General features: G+C 34.6%; 13 protein-coding genes. 3 read left to right on the top strand and 10 right to left on the bottom strand.

Annotated elements, in window-relative coordinates; all coding sequences use genetic code 11:
* Positions 1-408 precede the first annotated feature (408 nt).
* From NSR03_RS12965 to NSR03_RS12975, 3 genes are all read right to left on the bottom strand, one after another.
* Complete coding sequence (locus NSR03_RS12965; RefSeq protein WP_002511698.1) at positions 409-1,536, bottom strand: MrcB family domain-containing protein; 1,128 nt, start codon at positions 1,534-1,536, stop codon at positions 409-411.
* A 149-nt stretch (positions 1,537-1,685) separates the two neighbouring features.
* Positions 1,686-2,363 carry a hypothetical protein gene (locus NSR03_RS12970; RefSeq protein WP_069821147.1) on the bottom strand — a complete coding sequence of 226 codons (678 nt, stop codon included), beginning with the start codon at positions 2,361-2,363 and terminating at the stop codon, positions 1,686-1,688.
* 84 nt (positions 2,364-2,447) lie between these two features.
* Positions 2,448-4,241: a purple acid phosphatase family protein gene (locus NSR03_RS12975; protein ID WP_141714500.1), complete on the bottom strand. Its 1,794-nt coding sequence runs from the start codon at positions 4,239-4,241 to the stop codon at positions 2,448-2,450.
* 222 nt (positions 4,242-4,463) lie between these two features.
* Between NSR03_RS12975 and NSR03_RS12980 the strand changes: the two genes are divergently transcribed.
* From NSR03_RS12980 to NSR03_RS12990, 3 genes are all read left to right on the top strand, one after another.
* Complete coding sequence (locus tag NSR03_RS12980) at positions 4,464-4,856, top strand: (deoxy)nucleoside triphosphate pyrophosphohydrolase (RefSeq protein ID WP_002511701.1); 393 nt, start codon at positions 4,464-4,466, stop codon at positions 4,854-4,856.
* Positions 4,857-4,858: 2 nt separating this feature from the next.
* Positions 4,859-7,765, top strand: coding sequence for a DEAD/DEAH box helicase (locus NSR03_RS12985; protein ID WP_069821148.1), 2,907 nt, complete (start codon positions 4,859-4,861; stop codon positions 7,763-7,765).
* 262 nt (positions 7,766-8,027) lie between these two features.
* On the top strand, positions 8,028-9,929 hold the full coding sequence (locus tag NSR03_RS12990; RefSeq protein ID WP_394802332.1) for an endonuclease/exonuclease/phosphatase family protein: 1,902 nt from the start codon (positions 8,028-8,030) through the stop codon (positions 9,927-9,929).
* 89 nt (positions 9,930-10,018) lie between these two features.
* Here NSR03_RS12990 and sbnI read toward each other — a convergent pair whose 3' ends face one another.
* Genes sbnI through sbnC form a run of 7 tightly spaced genes read right to left on the bottom strand, consistent with a single transcriptional unit; the run spans position 10,019 to position 19,223 of the window.
* Positions 10,019-10,783, bottom strand: a complete 765-nt coding sequence (gene sbnI, locus NSR03_RS12995; RefSeq protein ID WP_021338982.1) for a bifunctional transcriptional regulator/O-phospho-L-serine synthase SbnI — start codon at positions 10,781-10,783, stop codon at positions 10,019-10,021.
* 11 nt (positions 10,784-10,794) lie between these two features.
* Entirely contained in the window at positions 10,795-11,985 is a 1,191-nt protein-coding gene (locus tag NSR03_RS13000) for a type III PLP-dependent enzyme (protein ID WP_002511705.1), read from the bottom strand.
* A complete protein-coding gene (locus NSR03_RS13005; RefSeq protein WP_021338983.1) occupies positions 11,960-12,754 on the bottom strand; it encodes an HpcH/HpaI aldolase family protein in 795 nt (264 codons plus the stop codon). Before NSR03_RS13005 ends, NSR03_RS13000 begins: the two co-directional genes overlap by 26 nt.
* Complete coding sequence (gene sbnF, locus NSR03_RS13010; protein WP_256092638.1) at positions 12,729-14,501, bottom strand: staphyloferrin B biosynthesis protein SbnF; 1,773 nt, start codon at positions 14,499-14,501, stop codon at positions 12,729-12,731. The genes NSR03_RS13005 and sbnF overlap by 26 nt, the downstream gene beginning before the upstream one ends.
* The gene (locus tag NSR03_RS13015) at positions 14,488-16,215 is read right to left on the bottom strand and encodes an IucA/IucC family protein (RefSeq protein ID WP_069821151.1); all 1,728 of its coding nucleotides are present in this window, start codon (positions 16,213-16,215) and stop codon (positions 14,488-14,490) included. The genes sbnF and NSR03_RS13015 overlap by 14 nt, the downstream gene beginning before the upstream one ends.
* Positions 16,205-17,464, bottom strand: coding sequence for an MFS transporter (locus tag NSR03_RS13020; RefSeq protein WP_002511709.1), 1,260 nt, complete (start codon positions 17,462-17,464; stop codon positions 16,205-16,207). Before NSR03_RS13020 ends, NSR03_RS13015 begins: the two co-directional genes overlap by 11 nt.
* Positions 17,454-19,223 carry a staphyloferrin B biosynthesis protein SbnC gene (gene sbnC / locus NSR03_RS13025; RefSeq protein WP_021338986.1) on the bottom strand — a complete coding sequence of 590 codons (1,770 nt, stop codon included), beginning with the start codon at positions 19,221-19,223 and terminating at the stop codon, positions 17,454-17,456. The genes NSR03_RS13020 and sbnC overlap by 11 nt, the downstream gene beginning before the upstream one ends.
* Between the last annotated feature and the right edge of the window lie 13 nt (positions 19,224-19,236).

Raw genomic sequence — 19,236 nt, forward strand, 5'->3', positions numbered from 1 at the left:
ATGATTTATTAATACGTACTTTATCAATAGGTTCACCTAGTTCTTCTGAACCTTGAGGTACATGATATGTTATGACTTCAATATATGAATCTTTGATATTTACTTTACTAAATGTAGGTTTGTTGTCTTGAATTGATTTCGCAGCGTAATCTTTTTCACCATCAAGCTCATAAAATTTACTACCACTCGAAGAATTTAAAGTAACATAAACTGTACCATCTGGATTTTTACCATCCTACATTGTCTTCTTTTAAATTACCTGAACCACCAAATTCTATATCAGCTACTGCAATAAAGTTAATTTCAGCATTTTTATTACTATCAAATCGATGTAAATGTTTAAACAGTTTTTAATAAAGTGCTCTAGTAATTAGAAAAGGGGATATTACTGATCTATTACATGTTTTTCTATACTCCATACATTTTTTTTAATTGATCTAAACTAATTGAAATTCCTTGTTTTTTCAAACCCTCACTACGAAGGTTATAAAAATAATCAATCATTTCACTTTTTTTGTCATCTGTAGCAAAATGTATCATTCTATGAGATATAGGATTCAACGAAATTATATTAGCTGGTTGATCAATATCATATTCAAATTGCTCTGCATATTCTATCGGTACTAAGTGATGTGCCTCCATATAATTTTCACCAGTTACATTATTAATAAATGTAGGAAAATTCGTATTAAATTCACATTGATAATTAGCTTTTTTTAGCGCTATTATTCCCATGTTTTTATCTCTAGGATATTGTTTTACCCCTTGTCTATTTGTGACAAAATCTTTCCTTATTTTAAAATCATCATTTATTTCACTTGGCTTTTGGTTTTCAAAATTAATTGCTTCTTGATATGTCTTTTCTTTTAATTCAATATAACTATCATTTTTCTCAAGTAATAATAACTCAGTATAATCTTTATAATCTCGATTAATTCCAATTAATTCTGACAATTTCTGATAAACTAATAAAAACTCATTAAGATCATTGATTAACTCGTCATTTGAAGGGAATTCTGCTAAAGGATAATATTTACCTATTATATGGCATGCTTCGTAGCCCCTTGGTATTATAGCCTTGGATTTTAAATTTATATTTCGACTAAAATTCTTTTCATTTAGCTGTAATTCTTCAAATATCAAGTGTGACGTAGTTATTGCCTTTTCCAAGCCTAATTTAGTACCATATCTTTTTTTATAATAAGTCCATCCCTGATTCAAACTAATGTATACACCCTTCATTTCCGCGTCAAACAAATACACTAAGTAACAGCCTTTTTGAGTTGATTCATGTACGTTCTTTATGGAAGAAGCAATTTTAAACCACGGTATTTCAGCCCACTTAGTCTGGCCTATTGAACCTTTCATTGTTACAGCATCTCTTAATTGTATTCTCTCCTCACTTTTTATGTAATTTCTTAATTTGTTTTTCAATAAGTCACCTAAATAATTATTAGTGAAATTCGAATTGCTATCAGATTCTTTTTTATAATTCATAAGGATTGTTTTAAATATATTTTCTAAATTTAAATTCAATCGCATTCTCCCCCTATAAGTTTTTATTTAATATATGAAACTTAATACCAATATTATACATTAAATTTACAAATAGATTTTATATTGTTGATTAAATATAAATGTTGTTAAATTTCAAATTAGAAATCTAACAACCCTTATTGGATATATTATTTATATTCTTCAACCAATTCTTTATAAAACTTACTCAACGCTTTGTTTTCTGTTTCTTTAAATTGTTGGTCTGGGCGTAGGTTCGGGTCTTTACCAGTATGATCTTTTGGCGCAAATCCTGATGCTAAAGTCACATCGTCTTTATCTTCAAATTGGTATTCGTAGACCTTGCCCTCTTCAGTGAAAATGTATTTTGTCACTGGCTTACTTAAGTCTGCAACTTCCTTATAACCTTCTACATTAGAAAGGTCTTCCGCTTCTTTATCAAAGCCTGTTTCACCATCTTTAGGTGTATAGGCAACGGCGCCAGTTACAGCATGTAAATCGAATGCTTCAGGCCCAGGTTTGCCAGTATTATTGATTTGTATTTCTCCTTTTTCCGTACCCGCATACCAATCACCATCAGAAATACTACTTGTACTAAAATAACGATTGGAGACTGCCTTACCGTCTTCTTTTTTATCTTCAGCTAACCAATCTATCATTTCTTCTTTTATTTTCTTCTGTTCTTTATCAGAAATTTGAGTTTTATTTGATGCTTCGTTTTCACTGGACTCTCGTGCCATTGCTTCTTTTCCAGAATGATTATTTGTCTCAGCTTTTTCATTACTACAACCCATAAGTAACGCTGTACACATAGATATTATTGATAAAGCTTTAATATATTGTTTCATAAAACAAGTCTCCTTTTTCAAAGGAAAACCGATATACCTAAGCTATAAAATAAATTACAGCTTAGGTATTGGTTTTAATTATATTTAATCTTTTTGAATACCAAATTCATCTACTAATTCTACACTACGTTGTTCACCTTTACTGATGTCACCGCGTAGTTGATAAATTTTAACTTTCAATTGATCGCCTTCAACTTCATATACTGAGAAGTTTTGAGCTGATGAATCTCTGTTATTTTCGTGTTTATCTTCAAATGCATCTGTTTCTTGTGGTTGTTCACCTAGTTTGAATAGACTGTTGTAATGATCTAAATCTTTCTGAGTTAACCAGCTTAATTCTGGTCTAACTTTTTTAATGTGCTCTAATGAACGGTCATAAATACTATCGTATTCTTTCGTACCACCAGTGTTAGGTAGCACATAAACTGAACCTTCTGGATCGTCATAATATTCCACGCCATCTTCGCCAACGAATTGTTCAGTATCTTCTTTCTTCGCGTTCACAAAACTATTTTTCGTAGATGTGTGTTCTAAAGGATGTGTACGTGATAACACGTGGTCATGTCCTTGTAATACTAAGTCAACGTCAAGATCATCAATTTCTTTTGTTAATTCGTCTCTTACTTTCTTCACATCTTCATCTGAAAGTGCATGATATGATTTAGAATACATTGGTTTGTGTAAGTTTAAAACAACCCATTTTGCCCCATTGTCTCGCGCCTGTTTAATATCTTTCTTAATCCATTCCATCTGTTCATCACCGATGGCTTTTTCATCTGGATTGTCTTTTGATTTCTTATTGTCATTTGTATTCGCTACTACCATGTGTGCCCCATTATAATCAAATGAATAGTACGAACCGCCATTTACTGCGTCATTTTCTTTTGGTACGTTCATGTGTTCATTGAATTTATTCAATAATTTTTCGTCTTCTTCATTTAACGCATACTCATCATGGTTACCTGGTGCTGCAGCAACTGGTAACGACATAAATGATGGTCTAGATTGTTTATACAAGTCTTTCCATTCATCTTCAACTTCAGCAGTTTCTACAAAGTCCCCTGTATGTAGTGCGAAGTTAGGATCTCCTGCTGTTTGGATTGCGTTTTTCAATGTATCAGCACCAAATGCTGCTTCATTTCTTACGTTCTCATTCCAAAAAGCATTTTGCGTATCTGTGTATTGTACAAAGCTAAATGGATCGCCTTTATCACCGGAAGTTTTGAACTTACCTATTTCACTTTTCTTCCCACTTTCACTACCCACTTTGTAGTAATATTGTGTATTCGGTTTTAAATCTTTAGCTTGTGCTTTGTATGTATATTCTTTTTCTTTGATTAAATCTGTTTTACCGTGCTTGTCGCCACTCGTCCACTCAGGGCCACCTGCATTTTCATCGGTGTAATAACCATTCACTTTAGGTTTGCCATTTTTTTCAATAGGTTCGCCTTCATCATCTTTGGCTACATCTTTATAGATAATATTGCCATCTTTATCTCTTTCAAGATACTTAGAGTCTACTTTTTTAGGTTTTGCATCAAATGATTTTGCATCTGAAAAATCTTTAGATTCTGAAACCCATACTTTAGAATCTTTGAACTTGTCTGTTGTATACCAACTAAAACCCATTTCTGTTTTAGTATCACCCTTTAAATTTGTAATTACACGGTTAGGATTGTTGTTCTCTGGAACCTCAGCTACTTTAGGTTTTTTATCCAGTAATTCAATATCACCTTTTTTTTCCCCTTCTGTTGCACTACCTGCACTACCTGCACTACCTGAACCACTTGCATCAGCTGTTGGTGCTGAAACTGTAGTAAATACTATAACTAGACTCATAACAGTACTTACAGCAATAGAACGATACTTATATGCCATCACACGTACCTCCCAATATGAATTTTTAATGTTTCATTCACTATTCTAGCAATGTAATATTAATCTAAAGTTAATGCTATATGGATTTTGTAAATTTCAAATTACTATTTAATTTTGTTTAGCTATATTTAAAGTATTACTTTATAACAGTTTTTAAATAATTACGCTAATCTTCATAGTTTGTTAGAATTAAATCAAACGTAAAATTTAGGAGGAAGTAATTTGAAGAAAAAAATTGAAGTTGTGGGTGCTGTCATTTTTTCTGAAAATAAAGTGCTATGTGCACAAAGAAATGAAAATATGAGTTTACCTCTATTATGGGAATTCCCGGGTGGAAAAATAGAAAAAGATGAATCAGAAATTAATGCATTAAAAAGAGAAATACGAGAAGAAATGCTATGTGATATTGAAGTTGGTGACAAAATCACCACTACCGAATATGAATATGATTTTGGTATCGTAAAACTAAGCACTTATAAATGTACATTAAATGAAAAATTACCAACTTTAACAGAACATAAAGAAATCAAATGGGTAGCAATCCAAGAATTAGAAAAATTAGAATGGGCACCAGCGGACATTCCAGCAGTTGAAATCATTGTAAATGAGGAATAATTATGACTAATTTGTTAGAAGACTTTAATCAATCATTACATAAAGGATTTATTGACCGTACTATTCCTCATAAAGGAAACTTTATGCCGAAATTACTGGTAAACAATAAAGAAGAGAATGTTTTGTCTACAATTATAGACGAACTTCATAAGTGTAAGTCATTTACGATTTCAGTAGCTTTTATAACAGAAAGTGGCTTGGCGAGTTTGAAATCCTATCTTTATGACTTAAATGAAAAAGGAATTAAAGGTAAGATTATTACTTCAAACTATTTAGGTTTCAACACACCCAATATGTATAAAGAGTTATTAAAACTTAAAAACGTAGAAGTTAGATTAACGGATGTGAATGGTTTTCACGCAAAAGGTTATATGTTTGATCATATTGATTATTCATCAATAATTATTGGAAGCTCTAACCTAACCTCTAATGCTTTGAAAATAAACTATGAACATAATATCCTTTTTTCAACACAGCAAAGTGGTGACCTTATATATAATATCAAATCACAATTTGATGAATTATGGGCAACGAGTGTACCTCTTTCACATGAATGGATTGAGGAGTATGAAAATACATTTGAATACCAAACATTTAAAAATACAGTTAGAGTTGCAGAAACGCAATCACTAGTTGAAACACAAACAAAAGATTTAAATAAAATTGAGCCGAATTTAATCCAAAGAGAAGCCTTAAAATCATTAACGTCACTGAGAAAAAGTGCAAAAGATAAAGCACTTATCATTTCGGCAACTGGTACAGGGAAAACTATTTTAAGTGCTTTAGATGTTAGAAACTATGATCCAAAAAAATTCTTGTTTGTAGTGCATAACGAGGGGATCTTAAACAGAGCAATAGATGAATTCAAAAAAGTATTATCTCAATCAAATGATGCAGATTTCGGATTATTAACTGGTAAAAATAAAGATATTAATGCTAAATATTTATTTGCTACTATTCAAACCCTTTCTAACGAAAATATATACGATCAATTTGAAAAAGATCACTTTGATTATATCGTTTTTGATGAGGCTCATAGGTCTGCAGCCGCTACTTATCAAAAAGTATTTAATTATTTCAAACCTAATTTTTTGCTAGGTATGACAGCTACGCCTGAGAGGACAGACAGTCTAAATATATTTGAAATGTTTGATTATAATATTGCTTACGAAATTAGATTACAAAAAGCACTTGAAAGCGAAGTGCTATGCCCTTTCCATTACTTTGGAGTAACTGACTATGTCCATAACGGAGAAAAAATCGATGAGGTAAGTAATTTGTCAGATTTAACTTCTAATGAAAGAGTTGAGCATGTCTTAGAAAAAACTAACTATTATGGTTACTCAGGTGATGAATTAAAGGGTTTGATTTTTGTAAGTAGAAAAGAAGAAGCATATGATTTAGCCGAAAACTTGTCATTACGTGGTGTTCCTTCTATCGCACTAACTGGAGAAGATAATCCTCAAAAAAGAGAAGAAGTTATTCAACAGCTTAAATCAGGTGAAATTAATTATATAATAACTGTTAATTTATTTAATGAAGGTATTGATATACCTTCTGTCAATCAAATTGTAATGCTGAGGGAAACAGAATCTAGTATTATTTTCATCCAACAGTTAGGTAGAGGGTTAAGAAAAAGTAGTAATAAAGAATATGTAACAATCATAGATTTTATTGGTAACTATAATAAAAACTATCTAATCCCAATAGCCTTGTCTGGAGATCAGTCGCAAAATAAGGATAACTACAGAAAATTTTTAACAAATAATTCAGCACTTAATGGCGTATCGACAATCAATTTTGAAGAAATAGCTAAGAAGAAAATCTATGACTCATTGAAAGCAGTTAAATTAAACTCAGCCAAATTAATTAAAGAAGCTTATACAACAGTTGAAAGTAGAATTGGTAGAATACCTATGTTAATGGATTTTATTGAACAGAATTCTATCGATCCGGGAATCATATACACCTCTAAAACTGATTCAAACGGAAATTCAAGGAGCCCATATAAAAACTATCATGATTTTCTCGTTAGATACAAGAAAGTTTCAGATGAATTAAATGAAAACGAGAAAAAGAATTTAACATTTTTATCACGAGAAATTGCTCAAGGATTAAAAAATGTAGACCATATAGTTTTGAAAGCAGTTATGAATCAAGAACAAAATATCAATCATTTATTTGCTAGAGCACAAGAAGTCGACTCTACCGTTACAATTGACGATGTTTCTACAAGTTTGAAAGTCTTGGATTTTAGTTTCTTCAGTGAAAATATAAATGTATCTTATGGCAACCCCATTATCAAGGTAGATAATAATAATGTTTATTTAACAGAAACCTTTATCGAATCTTTATCCAAAGATTTGTTTAAGTGTTATGTAGAAGATATTATCAAATTGGCTAAATATAATAATGAAAAACATTATGATGGTAAAAACTCGCTTATTTTATATAATAAATATTCACGAAAAGATTTTGTAAAACTATTAAATTGGGATAGCGATGTATCTTCAGTAGTAAATGGTTATATGTTTGGTTCTGGAACGTTACCTATTTTTATTAATTATCATAAACAAGATGATATAAGTGATAATACAAAGTATGAAGATACATTTTTAAGTAATGAGAAAATAAAATGGTTTACAAAATCTGAAAGAAAGATAGATTCACCTGAAGTTAAAGATATTTTAAATCATCAAAGAGATGGTATTACTATGCATGTTTTTGTAAAAAAAGAAGCCTTAACAGATGGTAAAGATTATTATTACTTAGGCAAAGCACATTACATTGAAGATACAGCAGAACAAACGACAATGCCTAACGAAAAACAAGACAATATTGTAACAATGAATTTATCACTAGAAACACCCGTAAAAGATGAACTTTACAGATATATCATAGAAGAATAAAATAATTTAAAATAGTCATCTTATAAAGATGGCTATTTATTTTAATTACTAATTTATCACTCCTTCTTTTAACTCCACCCCAGTCTTGAATTACAGTTTTTATTTTTTAAACAAGTACTTACCTTTGTATATGCGACTTAACCATCACTTTTATTTCCCATTACCATCAACCAATCCAAACTTAATATTAATTTACGCTATCTTAACAATTCCTTTTAATTAGATTTGTTACAATATAATTAAATTTGAAATTTAAAGGGGAATGGTTTTGAAGAAATTAACTTGGTCATTTATCACATCTATGGCATTAGCAACTACTGTCATAGCACCTAGTACACTTCACGCAACGACAGCAGAGCAGAGTCCGAAAGATACAAAAGATAGTTCGACAAAAAGTATAGAGATTCACGATATCCAAGGCGAAGGTCATCAATCACCTTACGATGGCAAAAAAGTAAACAACATAAAAGGCATTGTTACATATCAATATGAATTAAATGGTGGCAAGTACTTACATATTGAAACACCTGACGATAAACAGGATAATAACCCAAATACATCTGAGGGGCTTATCATTTATACGGGTAATCAAAATTACGACGCCCAAAAAGGTGACTTAGTTAATGTTACGGGCACTGTCGATGAATATTATATTGACGGTTATGGCGATAAACAAGAAACTGACTTACCAGTAACTCAAATTAATGCGCGTGACGATAAAGGTGGCAATGTGTCTATTGAAGAAAGTAACCAAAAATTGCCCGAGCCTTATGAGATTGAAAAAGTACCAAGCAAAATTTCTGCAAACGATAACTTTCAGACCTTTGATCGTGAGCAATACGCAATTGACTACTGGGAATCGCTAGAGGGCATGCGTGTTGAAGTTGGCGATGTCCGAAGTGTTGGCCCACAAGAACACGGTGACCTTTTCACTGTTTTAGACGACCAACCTGCTGAAACTGAAAATGGCGGTGTACGTTTAACAGAAAATGACCAGCATGGTGAACGTATTCCTTTTAAAATGTATGATAATAATAAAGCGCGTAATTTTGATGTAGCAACAGGCGATAAATTTAAAGGTCCAATTATTGGTCATGTGAATTATGGATTCCAAAACTACAAATTAAATGTAGATTTAGATGACATGAAACAAGCACATGTCGAGGGTGACACTGAGCCACAACCAACTTCCATTGAACCGAGTAATCAAAAGCTCAATGTTGCATCTTATAATTTAGAAAATTTCTCTAACAATTCATCATCTACAATAGAGGATAAAGCGGATAAAATTGCGAATGGTATCACGGAACACATGAAAAACCCTGATATTATCGGCGTGACTGAAGTACAAGATAATGACGGACCAAAAGAAGGCGGACCAGAAGCTAATAAATCTTATGAACGCTTAATTAAAGATATTGAAGAAGCTGGTGGTCCTAAATATAAATATTTAAATATAGATCCTTCAATGAATGAAGACGGCGGACAGCCTGATGCAAATATTCGTGTTGGTTTCTTATACAATCCTAAGCGTGTTCAATTTGATAAATCTATTGAATCTGGAGATGCGGACACAGCAGTCTCATATAAAGATGGCGACTTAACATTAAATCCAGGTCGCATCGACCCAAATAACCCTGCCTTTGATGATTCTAGAAAACCATTGGCTGCTCAATTTAAATTCCATGGCGAACAAGTCATCGTATTAGCGAATCATTGGAACTCTAAAAATGGTGATACACCGCTATTCGGTAGTCAACAACCACCTGTATTAGAAAGTGAAAATCAGCGTGTTGAAATTGCGAAGTCAGTTGGACGTTTTGTAGAACAAGTTCAAAAAGACAATCCTAATGCAAATATCGTATCCGTTGGCGATTATAATGATTTCCAATGGTCAAAACCGTTAAAAACATTTGAAAGCTTTAATATGAGCAATATGATTTACGATTTACCTGAAAGCGAACGTTATTCATACAACTATCAAGGTAATTCACAAGCACTTGATCACATATTCGTTTCAAATAACTTGAAAAACCATACAGAATTAGATCCAATTCATGTAAACAGTGATTTCACTGATATGTCAGGTCGTGCAAGTGATCATGATCCACTATTAGCTCAAATTGATTTAAAACAGGCCAGTAAAGATGAAAAAACTAAATAGGCAAAAAAAATCGACAAAATCATAAGACTTTGTCGACAGAATGGAACGAGGATGCCATGCATCACTCGTTCTTTTTTTATAATAAGACGTCATTGCTCAACTAAATATACTTTTTCAGAGTAACAACGTACACTATCCATTTTTCCCTCTAAAAATTCATTCCATTTTACATTTCTATTTAGCTCACTCTGTTCTTTTAAAATTGCTAACGGCACTTGTAAGTTAAGACAGCGACCAGAAATGTTAAACCGCGTGACACCGGCTGGGACAGTTTCTCCTCTATTGACGATTGTTTCGATTTCTTGAAAACCAAGCGGCTGATATTTCATCAAAATATGTTGGTTAGATACACAAGTATTATCACTCTGTGCTATCCGTTCCACATCATAGGTTTGACTATAACTTGCAACGACCTTTGCCCACGCTTCTAATTTCTGTTCTCCTAAATCTTCTACATATAAATATTGTTCGTCATAGCCTTTGCACATTGTAATAAATGGCGTGGCATTTTTAATTTCTGTCGTCCATGGCAAACTGTTATCTTGTCGCAAAGTTTCCCACCACTGACCAATAGCCACTTTATGGTTCCATGTACTAATTGAATATTGTGTCTCATTAATATCTTGCACTGGTACAACACGATATCCAAGTGCCTTGAGACTCGTGAAACGATGCACACCGTCAATGACCATATATCTACCTGACTGTGTTTGTGTAACTAACACTGGATGTCTCATAATTTGTTCCGCTTCAATACTTTGCTTTGTCTTTTCTAAACGCTTTTGCTCGAATGTTTCGTGTAAGTCTATGTGTTCCACTGGTACAAGTTTTAATGCTTTATACATTTGTTCCATTGTAGTCCTCCTTATTGATCAGATAAATAGATAAATGTCGGATGTGGATGACTTAAAAAATCATGGTGAGAAATAGACCAACCATAAGCGCCAGCGTAATTAAATATTACGACATCCCCAGTTCTTACAGATTTTACTGGTGTTTCTTTTGAGAAAACATCTTTCGGCGTGCAGAGTTGACCGACGAATGTCACCTTTTCATTTGCGACTTCCATGCGTTCAAAGTGATAAGGGTTATGGTCAATATGACATATTTCAAAAGGATGGTTGTGTTGCCATGACACTGGCAGTCTGAATTGTTGCGTGCCCCCTGTTAAAATAGCGTAATACGCATTATGCACTTGCTTGATATCAATGACTTCAGTCGCATAGTAACCGATTTGCGCAACTAAGTATCGGCCACACTCAAAGTTCAACGTAACGTCATTCATCGCTTCTTCATTAATGACGTCTTGAAAGCCTTCAACAAATTTCTGCCATTCGAATTGTTGATTTAAATCTGCGTAATTGACTCCGATACCTCCACCGATATTGATATGTTTCAGTGGAAATTGAAAAGCTTCTGACCATATTTTGGCTTTATGAAAATAGAGTCGCATAACATCTAAATGTAACGCTGCATCTAAGTTATTTGAAATAGAATGAAAATGAAACCCTTCTAAGTTGATATGCGGTAGTTCAAGTGCAAGTTTGATTGCTTGTTCGACTTCATTTTCCGATATACCAAATTGTGTTGGTCGTCCTGCCATGTGTAATGTCGCATTGGGGAAAGGTCCTGATAAATTCACACGTAATAAGACATCCATCTGTTCATTTTTGGTATCTAGGATAGCATTTAACCTTTTTAATTCGTATATACTTTCCACGTGAATGCGTTGAATGCCTTGATCGATGGCAAATGTTAATTCTTCGTCTGTTTTTCCTGGGCCACCAAAAATAATACGATTCGTTTTTTTATGTGCTAAGCCTTTTTGTATTTCACCTTGAGATGCAACTTCAAATCCAGCAACGGATTCACTCATCGTTGCTAAAATGTCATTTTCGCTATTCGCTTTCATCGCATAATACATCTCGCAGTTCTCTGGTAAGGACGACACGATTTTATGCACATGTTGACGTAATGCGTTTAAATCATATATATAATGACAAACAGGTGCGCCACTTTGCTTTATCTCTTTAATTTTGTCGAATATTTGTGTCACGTTCTGCCCCTCCTTTAAATGAGGTTAATTCGGATTTTAAGTTACGGTAGAGTTTGCCACGGTCGTCTCCAAGTACAAACGTATTAACACCACGTTGTGCCCATATATCTTGTTGTTCTTTATTTCTTGGTAAGGCACAAAAGTGTTTATTATAATCACTTGTCACGTCATGCATGTAACGTAATGCTGATTGTACGACTTCACTGCTCGTTTCCCATGGTATGCCAAACGATTGCGATAAATCGGCAGCACCTTCAATAATCATGTCTAAGCCTTCAACTTGTACAATGTCTTCTATGGCGCTGATGCCCTCTTGATCTTCAATCATCGCCATGACAATAATTTTGTCGTTTGCGTTCGCCATGTAATCCGTTAATGGAATTTCACCAAACTTGGCCATACGTCCACCATTTAAACTGCGCATACCTTGAGGATAATAACGACTTAATTCCACAATATGTTCTACGGTCGCTTTATCTTTAACATGAGGGATAATAATACCTCTTGCGCCCATGTCCAACACTTTGATAATATCTCGATCAATGACTTGAGTGACCCTGACAATTGGTGTGATTTGCGCTGCTTCAGCTGCACGAATTAAATGTTCTAACGTTTCATCGTTAATGGCAGCATGTTCAGTATCTATAATTACAAAATCGTAACCACTTGCTGCGATGATTTCAATAACAAGAGGATTCGGAATCGAATTGAAAATGCCATAGACTTCAGCGTCTTGTGCTAATTTATCTTTGAGGGATAACGTCATCATGATGAATCACTCCTAACGGGTTACTTACGTGATGGATTCTTATTTCCGTATCCTCTAATAATCTTCTTGTCGTTAATTTTTCTACTTGTATCGTTTTTTCAAATAAATCAAAATGCTCATAATTAGGCAAGTCAGGATGGGTTTGACGATACTGCTTGATTTCATCGTATACATACATCCATTGTTGACGTTCACTCAAATTGTAGTGACGTTCAAAGAACATAATGATTTCAGAAATATTAATAAAGAAAAATGCGTCTAAAGCAAAATCTCTAACAAGTTCCACATCTTCTGTTTCGATAAATGAATTACGATTAATTTTCTTATGTTTCTCTGGTGTGTCTTTTAATTGAGGATTTTGTGCCTCTGTACTTAGCAATCCACGTTTAAAACGCACACCATCATGAAAATCTTTAATTGCTACACGTGTTGGCCAACCGTCTTCATGAATAAACATCATGTTTTGCGCATGTGATTCAAGTGCAATACCGTGATAATAAAGCATATGGATAATCGGTTGCACTGCGACTTTGATAAATTGTCTAACCCAAGCTGCTACACCATTTTGTGCAATCCATTGCTGAATAATCGGATTCTGTCGTTGGTCTAAACTATAAATCGCATTAAATGGTATCGCATCTTCAGTTTCAGTTAAGTAACTGTGTAAGTTCTCTCGCCATATGACAGATACTGCACCATATATTGCTTCACGCTTTGATTCAGTTAAATTATCATTAATATAAGACATACCTAATATTTCACCTAAAAATACTGTTTTCAATTCCTTATTTAGATAGCTATCCTGTTCATGAATATGCTTTAACCAATCTGTAATTTGCGCTGCATTCTCAATCGTATGTGGCGCTAATACACGTTTAGTGGATGTATTCGTAATGCTTAAAGGCACTTTAATATAATATTTAGACGTGTCCACAGGTGATAATGTACGAATAGATTGTTGCGGTGTATAGTATTCTTCCGATTCGCCTAGTAATATAATTTCACCATTAATCCATTGTTCAGCAAGTTCATTCGCAATAATGTGATCAAATTGCCAAGGATGCACTGGCAACCACTCATAGTCTGCTAATGATTTATCTAATGCTAGTAGCACTTCTTTAAAATGCTGCACAACTTCATCACCTAATTGTTGTTGAAGTAAGTCTTTCGATTCAATATTTCGAGAGACAGTTTGTTCAATATATTGTTTGGGAATTGCCAGCCATTTCAATGTAAATGTCGGTTGGAAATCAGGGCCATATTGCAAATTATCTACCAGTGTAAAACCAAGGCGTGATTTATAACTTGGGTGATAAGGATGGCCTTCCATCGCATAAGATTCAAGTGCATCGAACGTTAATTTAACACTACCCGCAGTCATCTCTTTATATCGCATGGCTTGTGTATCTTTCAGCTCCGTTTGTAGTAATTCGTTGATAAACGCCTCAACTTTTTCATTGTTTTTCTCAAATGTATATATGACTTCTCGTAACATTGTAGCGTAATCAACCGTTACTGCTGTATCGCCATCATCTGTGATTCGCCATACAGGTGACGTAAGTTCTAGCCTTTGAAAGCTGTCTAATTCTCTCACTTCAGCGCGATACGTTGCGTCTTCAGCTTCAATGGTAACTATCGAAGTAGCACCTTGTTGTGTCACCTCATATTGCACAACATCCTCATATATAATAGAAGTTACAAGTTGATTCATAATGCGTTGCTTTACTTGTTGTTCAATATTGTGCATCATGTTGTCGTACCTCCTCTTCCATAAACATTGGGTTTGGTATATTGGTATAAAGTGGGTTATCGCCGCAATCTTTTATTTTGCTCATAAAGTTTGCTTTTGCTGAAAATGTTGGCCTTTCGTATAGGTCATCCACATAGACTTTCATTTGTGCTGATGTACTGGCGTCTTGAGACCAATTCAACAATTTATTGCGAACCGTTTGCCATAATGTCGTTTCACTGCCAACGCGTTTGCCCATTGTAGCGACCAAATGTCCTAAATGATTTACAATAATGTAGTATTTAAAACGATGCCACGCTGCTCCATTACTATAGACAACTGGACTATCGCTTTGTATTATATTGGGAATAATTTGCGCACGCTTTGCGATATCTTCTGCTATACATACGCCTTCCAAATCTCTGACGTAACAAACTTGCGGATGGCCGTCTTTAAATTCAATTAAAGTATTTTGTACATGTGCTTCTAAACTAATGCCAGTTTCAGATAGTAATTCAAGCATTGGATATAAGGTGATGTCTAAGTATGCACTTAACCATTCCTCATCCGACAAACCGCTTTGAGTAATCAAGTCTCCTAACATAGAGTCCGGCTCATGTGGCATCGTTTCAAATAGACTTGCTAACACGTGAATTTGTTTCTCCGAATGATAATCTTCAATACCTTCACGCACGATCATTGCAGTGTTTGCTAATAAATCAAAAGCCCCTGCTTCAGACGAATATTTCAATGCACGATAACCTTCTTCAAACATCAGTTTAAAATGCTTTGTTTCATAGTCTGTTTTTATCGATGCGATGACATTTGCAGCATCAATCGTTCGTTCTACTTGTTCATAATCATTCGTTCTTACGAAGTTTGTGATTTTGACATTTATCGGTAATTTCAGGTAAATGTTAAGCTCTTTTGAAAATACGGTACGAACAGAAGACGTTGGATAGACATAATGTCCGCTGATACCGATGTCTTTAATTAAGCCGTCATCCATCCATTGTTTAAACTTAGCGTTATCTTTTAATACGGTTATTTGATATGGATGCAAGGGTAATAATGTATAACCGTCGTCTATGTCATCAGTATCTAACTGTGCCAACTGTAATACCAATTCATTTACTGCCGCCGCTCTGCCTTCTACATATCGTTCTAGCATGATAGAACGATCAACTTGTATATAATACAGTTGGAATTGTGCGTGGCACTCTGGTGCATAATGCAATAAATCTTCTTCGCTAAATCCGACAGAACTTTTGGGTGTTGGATGAAACGGATGACCTAAATAAAGGGATTGTTCCGAAATAATATACTCATCTTCTGTTTGTTGTTGTTGCGCACGTGTTAAATAGAGTGCAGTGCGTTTTACACTATTGTTAATATCTTTATAAATATTGTGTAGTGTTGCTTTTAATCCGGTTTTATCTTCATCTTCTGTTTGTTGTGCGAGCATCTCAAACACGTGCTCAATCACTTCCATTGGTGCTAACTGTGAAGACGTGCCATTGTCTTGTGCACACATCACTGGGTGGTATGTGTGATGACCCATTACTGACCAATAATTAAATTTACCTATTAACGTTTTAGACGGCCCGAGCGTGATGTGCCACATGTTTTGCTCTGGCTGCGCATTGTACAAATTTTGTTCTCTAAAATATACATTCAATATACGTTCTACAGCTGCATGTTCAGCTATTTCAATATTCTGATTACTTTGCACGTTTATTATTCAACTCCCATACATTCATTGTTAATTTATAATCTTTCACAGCGTTTAATTGAGATGATAATAAGACAACACAACTGCTTATAAATATGCCACCCATCACAATAAATGTAACCGTAGGGTTATAGCTACTTGTAATCACAGCGCCTAACATACTGCCTGCAACTTGTCCTACAACTAACATACTGTTTGTGGAACCAACGAAAGTGCCTTTTAAATCTTGATGACATGCCTTAACAACGACATACATCACACTTTGAATTAATGCACTATACGTAAAGCCTTGTATCACTCTAAAAATGATTAACATCCATAGTGTAGTGGACAGGCCTTGGAATATAACACTTAAGCCACAAATGAGTGCAGTGATTAAATAGACATATTTGACGTAGTTTTTATCATTTAAGCTTCCCCATAATGGAGCACTTAAAATAGAAGCAGTCCAAAATGCAGATTGAACAAGACCTACTGCCGCTTTATCATCTAAAAATGTCTGGTTGGCGCCAGTTGTTAAAGGGGCGAGTGCAGTCATCATGCCATACATCGCAAGATTGGCAAGCATACCAACAATAATGAAACGACATGTCACTTGCGAACACAGTAAACATTTAAATGATTGTCTTACACCACAACGTATAGGTTCTGGTTCGCTACTGTTATGCTGATGTGTAGTTTCTATAAGTAACTTAATACCTACTGCACAGACAATAAATGTCAAAATAGCAATCACTAACAGTAATGACTGAAATCCAACAATACTTGCTGCAACGCCTCCGATAAGTGGTCCCACAAGAGAGCCCGCACTAATAGAACTTTGCAATTTCCCAAGTACTTTACCACGCATTTTTTCAGGTGCTTCACTCGTCGCAAATGCATTAGAAGCATCTACGACACCGCCAAATAAACCTTGTAATAATCTGACTAACACAAACTGCAGTGGCGTCGTACAGAGTGACATCAATAATAAACAAACTGCTAAACCTAATAATGCGCGGAGTACCATCCATTTTCGGCTGATTCTATCGCCAAGTTTTCCCCACAACGGTGATGAAATCATCGTTGTGATAGCGGGCGCTGCAATCGCAATCCCACTCCACATTTGAATTTCTGTAACAGATAAATCCTTGAGTGATGCAATATAGATTGGCAACAAAGGAACAAGTACAGTCAGTCCAGCTATCGAAATAAACTGGCTCATCCATAAAATGCGAAAGTTCCTATACCAAATCGCTTCACTGTTCATGACGCATCATTGGGTTTGGTATTGTCCCAATACTGGATGGCATGCTACCGCCACCTGATTCTTGTTGATGTAAAAGTGGTAAGAGTACGCGTTTAAAAGGCCACATTTGCTTCTCGAACAAAATATGTTGCACTTGTGCTTTATCCACTTCCGAACAATCCATCTGCTGCACATGCTTTGAAAGTGATGATTTAATTTTATTCATTAACATTAGTTCATCCAATCCAAAGACGTGATGTAGCATATCTACAATTGCATATAAATTCACTGATACTGCTAATGTTTGAAAATATGTAAAGAATGTTTCTATATCTTCATTAATTAACGTATTTGGAGAATTTTTGCTTATCGCATATTGTGGAATATCAATGTTATTTTCATACATCCACCGTGGATAAATACGCACTGTATCGTGATCTCTCAATATAAATTGATCCACGTGCCCTTCTTTAAATAAAATTAAAATATTTTGTCCATGTACTTCTGGTAAGACACCATTTTGCATAAATTTAAGCATAATATGAAGAAATTGATCTATCATCTCATCAAATAACACTTCTAATTGCTGACTTTCCATTTGATCTTGGGCTATGCCAAGAATATCTTCATATAATGTGGCATCATGTGCCGCTAATGCAGCCATCGATACGAGTTGTGACGATGGTGCTGTCACTTGCTTAGGATAACTTCTAATCTGTGTTGTCAGATGGCCTATTTGATCTTGGAATATATCTTTATCTGCATTAATAAACGATAGCCACTGCTTTTCATTACACAGCGCTACCTTATTTTCTAAAGTGCTGTCTTGAGCTATAATTTCACTTAATAATTGTTCTGCCTTTTCACCATTTAATAAGTAGCGTGTCGGTGTTAATCTCAGTGCACCTAACGACTGCATTGAAAACGGTACTTTAATATGCTGAAACGGACGTTGAATATCAATAAGCGAGCGCATAGATGATGAGGGTAGAAACTCGCCGAACTCATAATCTAATGGCACAATGATGCGCGCTGCGATTTCTGCTTGAAACATTTCGGGAATTACATGTGTCATTTGCCAAGGATGTACAGGAAATACCATATACGACTCTGAAGATAAGCCTGCCGATTCAAGCGTGTGTGCCAATATATCCTCGTCTTCGATTGCTAATGCTTTATTGAGTAAGCTTTCGTTTAAATACTCACTCTTTAAAATGTAATCACGATGTATCGCGACCGTTTTTAAAGAAAAAGTTTTAAAATATTCGGGTTGATATTGTTGATAATCTGATTTACCTAAACCACGTTTTTCTTTAGCTAAAGGATGAAATGGACGATCCTTTAAACTCGCAAACTGTTCTGATTTGATAAAGGGATGCTCTGATAAGGTTAATCCTGCTAATTGGGCTGTTAACTGATCCATCGCAACTTCAAGTCCTTCTCGAAAACGTACTGTATTCAATTCACTGCTCGACGGTGCATTCATTTCAACTAATGCATCCCATAACCCTAAAGCATTGATCTCGTGTTGTTCGTCATTGTCTTTTACAAAGACGGTCGTTCCTTTTAATCTATAAATATTTAAGCCGCTATGATAAACAGGTATATAGAGCGCCTTATCTTCATTGCCATATTTCAATATCGTATCTGAAGCGATTTGCAATGCTTCACTTTTTGTCAAAAGACCGAAGACATCTTCAAATAATAGACCATCCACTAGATCTCTTAAAATAGTAGTGTGTGCATGATTTTGTTGATGATTCGCTGTGACTTCTATCACTGTACGACACTCC

The organism is Staphylococcus sp. FSL W8-1207, assembly GCF_038003745.1.
GTDB lineage: Bacteria > Bacillota > Bacilli > Staphylococcales > Staphylococcaceae > Staphylococcus > Staphylococcus equorum.